This is a genomic window from Photobacterium profundum (assembly GCF_003026285.1).
Taxonomy (GTDB): Bacteria; Pseudomonadota; Gammaproteobacteria; order Enterobacterales; family Vibrionaceae; genus Photobacterium; species Photobacterium profundum.
This window is the reverse complement of sequence record NZ_PYOD01000002.1, coordinates 380,264-392,752: the sequence shown is the minus strand read 5'-3', so window position 1 is coordinate 392,752 and position 12,489 is coordinate 380,264. Positions and strand designations below refer to the sequence as shown.

Genomic DNA, 12,489 nt, shown 5'->3' with positions numbered 1-12,489 from the left:
TAGCATGGCGTTGTACTTAATGGGGAACCATTTTTATGTATAAATAAGCTGTTGTGGTATTCATCCAACAGCTTTTATCTGTATTGTCTTTACAGAGAGCAGCAAGAAACGATTCCAGTAACGGTTAATTATAGTTTAACCTCGAAAGGAAAAGAGTTAGCGGTAATCATTAATCAGATAATTGCTAAGTCTGATTCTTGGAATAAAAGTACTAATAATGATAACAGTATGTAATCAATGATCTCTGTAATAGTATTTTTTCTGTAGTTCTATGATTACCTGAATTAATGAGAATATAGTTATATGATTGTTAAATAAAAGATGGCAATGCGGAAGGTTAAATTTTCAATAGATGCAGTTTTATTTTAAAATTAAATGCGAGTGTTAAATCGTCAATATTATATTGAGAAATTGAGTTGCACGCTACCTTTTGGGTATCCATTGTTTTTCAATGGCTTATGTGTTTTATTTCATTTTTCATGTGTGTTTATTCTACCTTGCGTTCGTTAGTGTAATCACACTATTTATTTAATTCCCGCTGTAGACTACGCCCGTATTAAATTGATTGATTTTCCTCTCCATGAATAATCCTAAATGACGGTGCTTGTTGGTAAGTTCTTTATCGTTAAAACCCTGAGCGCTATTCATTTTATTCGGGTTTATTTATGGCGGAATTCTTCGCAGGACTGTACTTAAGGGATTGTATGTTATCTATTATTATAGCGTTGATCGTGACGGCTTTTGTCGCGACATTTGTTTTAAAAGGGTATAAAGCTCAAGCCATTTTGATGGCTGGTGGTATTGTGTTAATGGTCGCAGCCATGTTGATAGGGCAGGACTTACCTTTGCCTGAAAGTGCTTCGACAGGATCGCAATGGCTTGATGTTTTCCAGTTTATTAAAAATACCTTTTCGAGCCAAAGTGCAGGCTTAGGTTTAAAGATTATGGCTATCGCTGGTTTCGCATTCTATATGCATGAAATCGGGGCATCAGAAGCATTGGTTCGCGTGTTAACCCGCCCGTTGGCACGTATCAAACACATGCCGTATTTATTCATGGCCATGTGTTTCGTGATTGGTGAATTTTTGTCGATTTTTATTACCAGTGCTTCCGGTTTGGGTGTGCTGCTAATGGTGACGTTATACCCGTTAATGCGTAGCGTGGGTTTAAGTCGTTTATCGGCATGTGCGCCGATTGCAACGGCAGTGGCGGTAGAAATGGGCCCTGGGCAAGGTAATGTAAATTTTGCTGCTGAAATTATTGGCATCGATGTTGTTGATTACGTCGTGCAATACCAAATGGTGGTAGCGACTGCGGCGTTACTTGTGATTGCTGTGCTGCATATTGTGGTGCAGAAGTATTTCGATGTACAAAGTGGCCATATTGCCAGCGAGCATCGTCACTTGAATGAGAAATTAGAAACGCACGAGAAGCAATATGAGGGAAATGCACCAGCACCAACGATTTATGCCATTTTACCCGTTATACCTTTGGTATTAATTTTTACGTTCAGCAAGTTGATGATCAGTAGCATTAAAATGGACGTGACCACAGCAATGCTGGTATCGATTGTACTGACACTTGGTTTTGAGTTTGTTCGTCGTGATAATGCTAAAGCGGTTGTCGATTCCATCCAAATCTTCTTTGATGGTATGGGACGTCAGTTTGCTAATGTCGTGACATTTATCGTCGCAGGTCAAACCTTTGCACAAGGTTTGAAAACCATCGGTGCGATTGATGTGATCGTGAATGCGGCTGAATCAGCAGGTTTTGGTCCGATACTGATGACTATCGTGATGGTGGCAATCATCATGGTATCTGCAATTTTAATGGGGTCGGGTAACGCTGCATTTTTCTCGTTTGCCAATTTAGTGCCAGAGATTGCAGGTAAAATGGGTATAGCCCCTGTAATGATGTTACTACCTATGCAGTTTGTTGCTGGTATGAGTCGTAATATTTCACCGATTGCCCCTAACATGGTGGCGATTGCAGGGGTGGCAGATGTGTCACCGTTTGAATTGGCGAAACGGACAACTGTTCCTATGCTTGGTGGTATTTTGATTTCGGTGTTCGTGAGCATAACCAGCTTTTAATACCTTCGAATCACAAGTAGATGATTTTATAGTAGGTAAGTACAACGCTAATTTTTAGATACAAAAAAGGCCACTGAAAGAGGCCTTTTTTGTTAATACTCGGTAGAGGTGATTAATCAGATTAATAAATTAAGCAACAACACTTACAGCATTGCCCCATTTCTTAATAATCACAGAAATTGGGACTATAGGGCCCATCATATTCACCCGCATTGGTTCACCACCTAAACCATAATGCAGCTCTGAAGAATCAGATGATGAGTAATGGTACTTATAATTAAACTTATCTGTTGCTAAATGCAGTAAATCAAAATCTTTACGATGACACGAAATATATGCACGCCAATACATAGCATCAATAATTTCATCAGGGCTTTCTGCCCGTACAATAAAACGCCAACTGCCATCTTCCCCAAAAAAATCAAGTGGGAATATTTTTTTTATTTTTCTTTTGTTCAAAACAACTAACCTATCCATTGTGCAATGCTTACAACCAACGTCTTTCTGTATGAAATATAGACGGAAAAAACGAAGGAATTAAGAATTATGCAAGGATTTGAGAAAAATGAAAGAGATTGATTAAAAAATAAGAAAACTCAGATAAAAATAGGAGGGAAATCGCATTTTCTGTAGATATAATCTAACGGATGATATCATAAAAAAAATCGTATTATTAGACTTGTTAAAAAAGTTTCTGGCTCTATAATACTGAAAACCGGAGCGTCTGCCAACGCTCCGGTTTTTTTGTGCCTGCTCATAAGACGAAAACGATTACCTGCCAGTAAACGCTTCGCTGAGCAATATCCGATAAGATTAAGGAATTACCATGCGTATCGAACAAGACTTGAAGTTAGGTTTTAAAGATGTACTGTTTCGTCCAAAACGTTCAACGTTAAAAAGCCGTTCTCAAGTTGAATTAACCCGCGATTTTACATTCAAACATAGTGGTCGTCAATGGTCTGGTGTACCAATCATTGCTGCTAATATGGATTCAGTGGGTAGTTTTGAAATGGCAGCATCACTTTCTAAGCATAATGTGATGACTGCAATCCACAAACACTACACGGTAGAAGATTGGGCTGGCTTCGTTAAAAGTAACGATGCTTCCGTTCTTAATAACGCAATGGTTTCAACCGGTACTTCTGAAGCCGACTTTCAAAAAACGAAAGACATCATGGCGTTAACTGATGATCTAATCTTTATCTGTGTTGATATTGCTAACGGTTACTCAGAACACCTAGTTGAGTATGTACAAAAAGTACGTGCTGAATTCCCAACTAAAGTAATTAGTGCAGGTAATGTTGTAACTGGCGATATGGTTGAAGAACTCATCCTTGCTGGCGCAGACATTGTTAAAGTAGGTATTGGCCCAGGCTCTGTTTGTACTACACGAGTTAAAACAGGTGTTGGTTACCCTCAGCTTTCTGCAATCATCGAGTGTGCTGATGCTGCTCACGGTCTAGGCGGTCGTATCATTGGTGATGGCGGTTGTTCTTGTGCGGGTGACGTATCTAAAGCATTCGGCGGCGGTGCTGATTTCGTAATGCTTGGCGGTATGCTTGCCGGTCATGAAGAAAGCAACGGCGAAGTTATTGAGAAAGATGGCGAAATGTTCATGAAATTCTACGGAATGTCTTCTGAGTCAGCGATGGCTAAACATTCAGGTGGTGTGGCTAAGTACCGTGCAGCTGAAGGTAAAACTGTACTATTGCCTTTCCGTGGCCCTGTTGAAAATACTATCCAAGATATCATGGGTGGCATCCGCTCTACCTGCACGTACGTTGGTGCTTCGCAGCTTAAGCAACTAACAAAGCGCACTACATTCATCCGCGTACAAGAGCAAGAAAACAACGTATACGGTAAAGAATAAACTCGATATTGCCTCTTTTTGTTGAAACAACCATAAAGTGATATTTACCACCATAAGTTGATATTTATCACAACCATAACTTGATATTGCTTCTTTCTGTACCATACTTTTGTAAGTTTACGACATATGGTGAAAGAGGCAATATTTATGGCTATTATTCCTCTCCCCAATGGTTCTAGATGCACTTGAAAGTGCCTTCACCAGCCTTTTTCTAACGCGTTTATGCCCCATAACAAGCTAGAGTGACGAATCCGTTTTCCTTCGCCCAATAAAAAAGACCTCGCAATTGCGAGACCTTGTTCTTAATTATTAGTTGTTAGTGAACGACTAGAACAAAACTATTTAACTGACTTAACCGCTTCCATCAGGATTGTATTGAACTCATTCGGCTTCTCTAGCATCGGGAAGTGTCCAGAGTCTTCAATGTAGTAGATGCTGTAGTCTTTGATGTGTTTCTTATTTTTTTCCGAGTTGGTTGGCCATAATCGAGCATTCACTAGTACCACTGGCACATTAACGCTCTCATACACACGGCTCGCTTTACCACTCACATATTGGCCTAGATAATGGCGGAACTGGTTGATCGCGATAGCTGGAGGAGCAGACGCCATGTTCTTGCGTTACCCAGTGGAGCAATTCTGCATCTACCTCTTTTGGCAGTGAGTCTTTAACGAATACCGAAATGCCACCTTGAAAGTCTTCTTCAAATGGCTTGGTCATTAAATCAAGGTCACTTTGTGGAAACTCTAATGCCACGTTTTGCGATGTATCAACGCCAATAATCCCCTTCACTTTCTTCGGCATGAGTTTCGCTGCTTCTGCTATAATGCCACCAGCCATCGAATGTCCAACCAAGATGACAGAGTCAAGTTGTTCTTTCTCGATTACCGCTTTAATGTCATTAGCGAAAGCGACCATGGTGTATTCTTTTCGGGTGAAGGACGAGTTCCCATGTCCTGCTAAGTCCATGGTGATCACTTGGTACTGCTGTGAAAAGTAACCAAGCTGGTTCTGCCAAAGCCTACTGTCTAAGCTCCAGCCGTGAATGAAGATAAGCGCAGTTTCTCCGCCCCCACTGATACCATAAGCGATTCGTTCACCATCGCTGGATATCGCAACACCGTATTTAGTATATGTGTTACTCGCCAAAGCACCCACGCTATTTAATGACATGAATACTAAGAATGTCATCGTCAAAATTAAACGTTTCATAGTTTCTCACTATTTACTTTTGAGGGAGCACAGGAAATACCCCTCTCAATCAATATAGGCACTATAAACTATGAAGCTTTAGACAGGTCAAGGTTAGCTTTGATAAAAATAGGATAAAGGTAGAAGCTCAAATGAAGTGGCATTTTTGGTTCTGCTAAATTGTTTCTGTCCAGTGACGAGTCAGGGCGCTCTGCTCTGACTCGCCTTTGTCCCAAAGTTAGTTATCAAACAAACTGAGGAAGTAATTCCTCGTAGTGCTTTGCTATATGTAACCAGTTTAGGCAATGGAGTGCAAAATCCGCGTCCAATGCTACAGTCATTATGAGTTCATGTTAAGCGAGTACCTGCGTGATTAAGAACAAAAGTAAGGGGGCAACTCTCGCTTTTTTCATATAGTAATTGGTAGAGCATGGGTTATAGAAAGCATGATATTAGCCTGATGCAAAAGGCAAGACTTGACCCTGTGAAGCTCTGGTAACTTTTTTAATTGGTCAGCACCGAAAGGAATGCTCATGTTCAAGAATCCAATTCTTCTGCTCTCATTGTCTTTAACTGGCGGGATTGCACTGTGGGGTATCGCTGACACGGCTGGTTTGGCGGAATTTTCTTCGAAGGTGGTCGGGATCATGTTCAATAGTCGAGGTTGGTTCATCATGCTGACCGCCTGCCTGCTGGTGTACCTGTGTATCTGGTTAGCCTTTTCCAAGTACGGGAGCATAAGGCTGGGCAAGGATGACGACAGGCCAGAGTTTTCCACCGTGAGCTGGTTGACGATGCTCTTTGCCGCAGGTATGGGAGTGGGTCTTCTCTATTTTGGTAGTGCCGAACCCCTGTTCCACTATAAATCCTTTCTACCCAATATGAGCCAACCAGATGCGGCACAGAATGCACTCTTTGCCACGAACTTCCATTGGGGGTTCCATGCCTGGGCCATCTATGCCACCGTTGGCCTTATCATTGCCTATTTCAGTTTCCGTAAGGGAACACCTAATCTTATCAGTGCTCCCATCCGGCATGTCTTCGGCGATCGAGGCTGGCCGAAGTGGGTGGGCGGCTTCAGTGACCTTATGGCGATCACCGCGATCGCCATCGGTGTGGGCGGTTCCATCGCCATTGGCGTTTTCCAGGTTCAGGCCGGCGTGGAGTCTCTGTTCGGGTTGGAAAAATCGGGAATGACCATCAGCTTGGTCATTTTTGGGATGCTGATCATCGCTTACCTCGGCCCGCTGACGGTTGACCTTGGCAAGGGGATGGCAGTGCTCTCTAACACCGCCATGGCCATCGCGGGCTGTCTGATGTTCTTCGTCATCCTCGCCGGACCCACCCATTACATTATGGGTGGGATCATGGGAGGGGCTGGCGAATACTTCTCAAGAGTCCTGACACAGGGTTTCCATACTCTGACCTTTTATGATGAGGTTGCGGGCAACTGGTTTCAATCCTGGACCCTCACCTACATGGTATGGTGGCTGGCCTGGTCTCCGTTCGTGGGCGTATTCATCGCTCGTATTTCAAAGGGTAGGACCATCAAGGAATTTATCCTCGGAGTGGTTCTAGTGCCGTCAATTTTCTCGATCTTCTGGTTCGGCGTTTTTGGTAGTGTCGGGTTTTATGGGGTATTGGAAACGGATGTGGCAATCCTGGATGTGATTGACAATCACATCGATAGCACCACATTTTTTGTCCTCGATAAGTTACCCTTTTCCGATCTGACGATCGGTGCCACTGTTATCGCAGCCTTCCTCTTCGTGGTGACGAGCGTGGTCAGTGCGGCGTTTGTACTCTCCATGTTTTCCAGTGGTGGTGATCTCAATCCATCCACGAAGACTAAACTTGTTTGGGGGGGGATTCTGGGAGCGCTTGGGTTGGTGATGATTTTCTCCAACAGCATCGCTGCCGTCAAAAGCATCATCGCCTTGGGTGCCTTGCCGTTCGTTTACATTGTTTTGTTGATCGCAGTCTGTTTTATCAAAGAGTTAAGAAAGGAGACCTTCAAATGACGCTGCAATTAGTGGATACCTTACTTAATGTTAACGTTTTTATATTCGTCGGCGTCCTTGTCTGGCTGTTTATCAAAAAAGATTCTTAAAGAACGTAGGGTTAGATCTTTCTGTTTGCATAAAGTGATATGTTGCGATCATGAATAATTGAAAATCTGATAGTGGCTTTATCTAGCAACAGTAATGAACCTTTATTCGAGGGCAATAGTCGGTTGGTCATTAGACGCAACGATGACTGAACAGTTGATCACTGACGTACTGAATATAGCGCTTAATCGAAGAGAGATTGAGCCAGACCTCATTATCCATTCTGACCGAGGGGTACTCTAACTTTCATCTCTATCAGGCAACTAAAATTGGTTTGCCCTCGCTGTAAGAAACGTTTTTCAAGTAGTCTTATAGTGTTCGGCTTTAAAGTGCCAACAAAGAGTCAATGTAATCATTGTGAGCTGAGCTTGACCCATGTGGCAGGCGTTACCCCATGCTTTTTTCCCATCATATTGAGGTGACTTGGGTATATCACGCACATCTCATTGTTCATTGCCCTTAGAATAGATTTCTATTTACTGCTCTGGCATTACTAACTAAGTACAGGTGAGCGAAATGCATCAGGTTTGAGGGTGATAACAGAGCAATTAAGCTGATTGAGCATCGACTCTGCAGTATTTCCCATAAGGAAGCCAGCAACACCTGAACGGGAAAGTGAGCCCAGAATAACAACATCGACAGATTCATTGTCTACAAACTGGGGAAGCACGGTTCTCGCATCACCTTCCAGTAGCCGCACTTTTGTATTGACCAGACTATTCTCATAGGGCATTAGAAGCGATTTCAGACGCGTTGCTCTATCGGCACGCATTTTTTTGGCAACAAGGGCAATATCGAGTTCGGTATAGCCACTCCATTTTCTTAAAAAACCTTCAGATTCGAGGCGCCAAGCATGGCAAAGTGTAAGATCTGCACCAGTTAACGTGCAAAATTCGATGGCTAACGAAATGATTTTATCCGTGAAACCCTCGTTATCTTGATTTGAAAAATCTATCGCGGCTACGACGTTTCGAATCGGCGTTGAATTGGGGCTAATTGACCAAATTGGAATTTCGGATTTTCGCATTAAGTGCCGAGTTGTACTTCCCGATTGGCAAGCTCGCTCTTTGTTGCTTCGATGTGAATCAATAATGATGACTTTGGATTGAAATTCTTTTGCGCTTTTGATGATCTCTATAAAAGGGATACCTGTTCGAATTTGGGTGTTGAATTTCACATTGGAATACAGAGTCTTAAGATTGAGTACATGTTGTTTTAATTCGGCGTGATAAACCTCGGTGGCTTTATCGAGTAAGTCTAATGTCGTGCCAGAGTGATTAGCTATTTCTTTTAATTCGGCTAATTCTTCGATTACCATTAGTAGTGTTACTTGTGATGCATTGCTATTTGCACAACGCAAAGCTTGATGGAATGAGTCGCCAAGTGGCTGCTCTGGAGCAATGGGAATTAATAATTGATTGAAGTTCATAACGCCTCCCAAGAATAATTAAAGGGGTAGTAGCAATTTTAATGGCACACACAGAAGTGAATAACGTCAAAATATAATTAATATGTACAGCATAGATCAAAATCTATGAAAAATTATGTAAGAGGTTAATGCCACAGCATCTTCGAAATCGTTTAAGTAATAGCAGACTGTTACGTGTGTTTATGAGTTGGGGTTGATGAGTTATTAAATTATCCATGGTTTACTGTACACTGAGGTTTGCCGTTATGTAATACCCTTAGGAAGCGGCCTCAAGGAAGGATCAATAATGCAATTTAAACAAAAAGTATCGACGCTGGGGTTATTACTTCCTTTTATGTTGATTTCATCTTCGGCAATAGCCTCATCGCAATTTTCTTTTAATGGTAAATGGCAATGTGAACCGACTGAAGTGACAGACTCAAATGAAGAAAGTTGGGTAGTGTATGATTTTCGTGATGATGGCACGGTGATGTCTGAAGAATGGGTGCGTTATCAATCTGAGAGAAAAACACAGTTAGAATTTAAATTATTTATTGATTATCGTTTTGAGTTGAAAGGGGATGATTACGTATTAAAACCCTTAGAATTAACACGTGAAATTATCTCTGACCCACATAATCTTGACCCTTTCAATTATGATCAACGCCGCGATCTTACAGGTTACAGAATTTTCTTTAAGCCAACATTGAAAGGTGATGAAAAAGCGCAATTTGATATGTGGTATCACATTACACCGGAAGATCACTTTTCGATGCAGTGTGAAAAACAAAAGCGCGCCTAACTCTATTTGTTATATGTTTTAATAACGACTACGTTCGAGTAGTTTCTGTTGGTATTCATAGGGGGTTACCCCTCTATATTGTTGAAAAGCCTTACTAAAACTCTGGGGGTTGGTATATCCGAGTTCTTTAGCAATATCGGCTATTTTCATGCCTTCCATCATATATTTAATCGCTAAATTACACAGAACGTAGCTCGTAATGACAGTAAAATTCCAACCATATTCATGTAAACGGCGTTGAAGTTGTTGGCGTGATAAGCCAATAAGCTTGGCTACAAAGTCAACATTTGGGCGACCGTAATATCGAGCGTAATTGACCAGTTCAAATATTACTTTTGCGGTGTCTTGTGGTTGAGGCATGTTTAGTAAATCATCAAGTTGTAAGTTAGACATTATGATTGGGCGTGTAACCGAAAATTCCTTTTTATTGCCAGTAACTAAAATAGCCATATCGATCCACACCTTGGTTTCGGGGGCATTCCATTGAATGTTGCAACCAAAGAAAGCTTCAGCTTTACCTTTTCCGCAAGGTGGGCCACTTATCTCTACTGAAATTGGGCAGTATTTTTCTCCCATATAATATCTTAGCGCGTGCATATACATAATAGCGACACGCAAGCTGTCTTGTAAGCGAGCACGTCCTTTGGTTTGGCTACTGTTATAGCACCACTTCATCATTTTCCCTGATTGCTCACCGTGGAATGTCGTACCTGACTGTAAGCACGAGGTACCATAGTTTATACGACGAAACGCTAAAGAGAGATCTGGGCAAGATAAAAACCATTCTCCAATATATCCCATATTAGAAAATTTTAGCTCTGAGGAAATATCTAACATATAGGCTGGGTTGTTTGTTTTATGTTCGATATTCTCTAACCATGTCATTACTTCAGAGAGAGGAATTAATGACATTGGCTCATCAATAATACGCTTCGGTATACCTAAATCATTTGAAGTAAGACCAAAATTTTTTTCAACACCAGCAATGAGAGGCAGTAAAAAAGCCGTTCTGATAAATGGAATATCAATCATATTTTATCTCGTTGGAATGACACTAAACTGTTTCTGAATATTACATTGTGGATAGAATAAATCAATAATTGGCTGGTATTGATTTATTCTATCCTTTGTTGGTGTTTCTTATGTGATATCAATAACAATGCTCGAAAATAAAAATACGAAATAATAATTTCTCTCATGAAATTGGAGATTGTAAATGAGCCTCTTTAGTATGCCATTCGTTGATACTGGCGTAGATACAGCATTGCATGTCGTTGCCGCGGTTGTTTTGATCGGCACTGTGGCAGCTATTGGTATTGGTTTTTGGAAGATACATGAATTACCAATTCATAAAGCAGCAAGCAAAGAACATCACCAAATAGGATTGATTACTGCCCTTACATGGATTGGCTTCTTATGGCACTGGGTGTGGGTAGTTGCTGTCATTATTGCCTTTGTAGATGGCGAGCAAGCATTGCGTCGAATTCGTGATATTTGGAAAGGAGATGATGAGTTTGAACGTGTCCCACCTTCTGAATATAAAAATGAACATGAAACAACACCTGCTTCATCGGTAACCGCAACACATAAGGAGGCTGAGCATGCTTGAAGGTTTAGCTGTTTGGGCTTTGTTTATTTACTTACTTCGTTTAGTGGGTATGCCATGGAATAAGTATTCGAAAAGTTTTGCCTATTTAGGTGGAACAGGCTGGTTGATGTTTGTATGGGTTGGGCTTATCACATTTGCTCCGATGGATCTGTCTGGTGGCTCACTGGTGCAATCCCCCCATATTCAACTTCGTCCCGCATCGACCAAAATTAAGGGGAATGTGAAAGCTATTTACGTTAGCCCTAATGAAAAGGTGAAGGAAGGACAATTAATATATGAAATTGATGATGAGCCTTACGTTATTGCGAAGAATAAAGCAGAGTCATTACTTAATTCAGCAGAAGTTTCATTAAGTATTTCTAAAGAAGATGTCCGTATTTTTGAATCGTCATACCAAGCGTCATTGAAAGATATTGAAATTTCTAAGAACGAAATTAATGCAGCTGAAGAAGACTTGAGATGGAAACAGACAACGTATAATCGTTACATTGAGCAAAATAGAGTTGTTAATCATACAATTACTGAAAGCATGCTTGATGAACAAAGTACGGCGGTAGAAGTGGCGAAAGCCAAGAAAATCACACTCGCATCTCAGTTAGATAAAGCAAAACTATCGGTAAGCAAAGCTAAATTAGATTTTGAAAAATCGCAGTTGAATGTGAATAGCCATGAGGTTGATGTTGTAACCGAACAAGAAAATGTCGCGCAAGCACAATGGAATTTAGATAACACGAAAGTACATGCCCCCGCTGATGGTTATTTAACGAATTTTATTATGCGTGAAGGGCAATATGTTGGTGCTATGCCACGTATTCAGATGTATACCGAAGAAAAATACGTATTAATGCGAGTTAACCACCAGGCTATTCGTAATGTAAAATCAGGGCAGATGGCTGAATTTACTTCTGCTGTTTATCCCGGAAAAGTATTTAATGCAGAAGTGGAAGGCATTATTGAGGCCACGGGTGAATCGCAGGGTAGCTTATTAGCACGAGACGATAATGTTCGACAAGTAACAGGTGCTAATGTTGCGAATAAACACCATTTTGTTCGATTAAAGCTTAATGAAACCGATGGTTATGACATTCCAGTTGGGTCTGTCGGTTTGGCATGGATAAGTGCAGATAAACCCATTGGCTTCCTTGGATTCTTAGATGTTATTCGAGGCATTATTATTCGAATGAAATCGCAAATCTTCTACATTTGGTCAATGTAAGTTGACAGATAAAACGTATAAACATCTTCGGTATGCACTTAGAAAAATAAACCGAAGTGAAAAACTTAGGCGTTAAAACCGCTAACCATTTTCTGCAGTATAAATGCTGACTGTAGTTCGCTGTAACTCTTTGAGGCTTAAGGGTTACAGCTTTTTTTTTAATATTACCAATCATTTTTAGTCCAGCGAATA

10 protein-coding genes and 2 pseudogenes are annotated in these 12,489 nt (G+C 41.0%); 8 read left to right on the top strand and 4 right to left on the bottom strand.

All coding sequences use genetic code 11. From position 1 onward, the window contains the following. Positions 1-51 precede the first annotated feature (51 nt). Both C9J48_RS06605 and dcuC read left to right on the top strand, forming a co-directional pair. A complete protein-coding gene (locus C9J48_RS06605) occupies positions 52-234 on the top strand; it encodes a winged helix-turn-helix transcriptional regulator (protein ID WP_242610788.1) in 183 nt (60 codons plus the stop codon). A 470-nt stretch (positions 235-704) separates the two neighbouring features. Beyond that, a complete protein-coding gene (dcuC, locus tag C9J48_RS06600) occupies positions 705-2,093 on the top strand; it encodes a C4-dicarboxylate transporter DcuC (protein ID WP_006229019.1) in 1,389 nt (462 codons plus the stop codon). Between the two features lie 129 nt (positions 2,094-2,222). On the opposite strand, the gene C9J48_RS06595 is transcribed toward dcuC, so the two are convergent. Beyond that, positions 2,223-2,570, bottom strand: a complete 348-nt coding sequence (locus C9J48_RS06595; protein WP_006229020.1) for a hypothetical protein — start codon at positions 2,568-2,570, stop codon at positions 2,223-2,225. Between the two features lie 349 nt (positions 2,571-2,919). Here C9J48_RS06595 and C9J48_RS06590 point away from each other — a divergent pair, with 349 nt between their 5' ends. After that, complete coding sequence (locus C9J48_RS06590) at positions 2,920-3,963, top strand: GMP reductase (protein WP_006229021.1); 1,044 nt, start codon at positions 2,920-2,922, stop codon at positions 3,961-3,963. Positions 3,964-4,301: 338 nt separating this feature from the next. On the opposite strand, the pseudogene C9J48_RS06585 reads toward C9J48_RS06590, so the two are convergent. Beyond that, a pseudogene (locus C9J48_RS06585) lies at positions 4,302-5,175 on the bottom strand (alpha/beta fold hydrolase). Positions 5,176-5,687: 512 nt separating this feature from the next. Here C9J48_RS06585 and C9J48_RS06580 point away from each other — a divergent pair. Both C9J48_RS06580 and C9J48_RS06575 read left to right on the top strand, forming a co-directional pair. Next, positions 5,688-7,175, top strand: coding sequence for a BCCT family transporter (locus C9J48_RS06580; RefSeq protein WP_006229024.1), 1,488 nt, complete (start codon positions 5,688-5,690; stop codon positions 7,173-7,175). 174 nt (positions 7,176-7,349) lie between these two features. Next, positions 7,350-7,505 (top strand): annotated as a pseudogene (locus tag C9J48_RS06575) (DDE-type integrase/transposase/recombinase); the annotation flags it as partial. Between the two features lie 250 nt (positions 7,506-7,755). On the opposite strand, the gene C9J48_RS06570 reads toward C9J48_RS06575, so the two are convergent. Next, entirely contained in the window at positions 7,756-8,691 is a 936-nt protein-coding gene (locus C9J48_RS06570) for a universal stress protein (RefSeq protein ID WP_006229026.1), read from the bottom strand. A 286-nt stretch (positions 8,692-8,977) separates the two neighbouring features. Here C9J48_RS06570 and C9J48_RS06565 point away from each other — a divergent pair, with 286 nt between their 5' ends. Continuing rightward, positions 8,978-9,472 (top strand): hypothetical protein, encoded by a 495-nt coding sequence (locus C9J48_RS06565; protein ID WP_006229027.1) that lies wholly within the window; start codon positions 8,978-8,980, stop codon positions 9,470-9,472. An 18-nt stretch (positions 9,473-9,490) separates the two neighbouring features. Here the strand turns inward: C9J48_RS06565 and C9J48_RS06560 are convergent, their stop codons facing one another. Continuing rightward, entirely contained in the window at positions 9,491-10,504 is a 1,014-nt protein-coding gene (locus C9J48_RS06560) for an AraC family transcriptional regulator (RefSeq protein WP_006229028.1), read from the bottom strand. 184 nt (positions 10,505-10,688) lie between these two features. On the opposite strand from C9J48_RS06560, the gene C9J48_RS06555 reads away from it, so the two are divergent. Together C9J48_RS06555 and C9J48_RS06550 are read left to right on the top strand one after the other, a co-directional pair. Further along, entirely contained in the window at positions 10,689-11,081 is a 393-nt protein-coding gene (locus C9J48_RS06555) for a hypothetical protein (RefSeq protein WP_050764821.1), read from the top strand. Next, a complete protein-coding gene (locus tag C9J48_RS06550) occupies positions 11,074-12,297 on the top strand; it encodes an HlyD family secretion protein (RefSeq protein ID WP_006229030.1) in 1,224 nt (407 codons plus the stop codon). The genes C9J48_RS06555 and C9J48_RS06550 overlap by 8 nt, the downstream gene beginning before the upstream one ends. Positions 12,298-12,489: the final 192 nt, after the last annotated feature.

Coding starts and splice junctions, on each gene's coding strand:
- C9J48_RS06590 (WP_006229021.1), top strand. CDS start 2,920: ATGCGTATCGAACAAGACTTGAAGTTAGGTTTTAAAGATGTACTGTTT.
- C9J48_RS06555 (WP_050764821.1), top strand. CDS start 10,689: ATGAGCCTCTTTAGTATGCCATTCGTTGATACTGGCGTAGATACAGCA.
- C9J48_RS06560 (WP_006229028.1), bottom strand. CDS start 10,504: ATGATTGATATTCCATTTATCAGAACGGCTTTTTTACTGCCTCTCATT.
- C9J48_RS06580 (WP_006229024.1), top strand. CDS start 5,688: ATGTTCAAGAATCCAATTCTTCTGCTCTCATTGTCTTTAACTGGCGGG.
- C9J48_RS06565 (WP_006229027.1), top strand. CDS start 8,978: ATGCAATTTAAACAAAAAGTATCGACGCTGGGGTTATTACTTCCTTTT.
- dcuC (WP_006229019.1), top strand. CDS start 705: ATGTTATCTATTATTATAGCGTTGATCGTGACGGCTTTTGTCGCGACA.
- C9J48_RS06570 (WP_006229026.1), bottom strand. CDS start 8,691: ATGAACTTCAATCAATTATTAATTCCCATTGCTCCAGAGCAGCCACTT.
- C9J48_RS06550 (WP_006229030.1), top strand. CDS start 11,074: ATGCTTGAAGGTTTAGCTGTTTGGGCTTTGTTTATTTACTTACTTCGT.
- C9J48_RS06595 (WP_006229020.1), bottom strand. CDS start 2,570: ATGGATAGGTTAGTTGTTTTGAACAAAAGAAAAATAAAAAAAATATTC.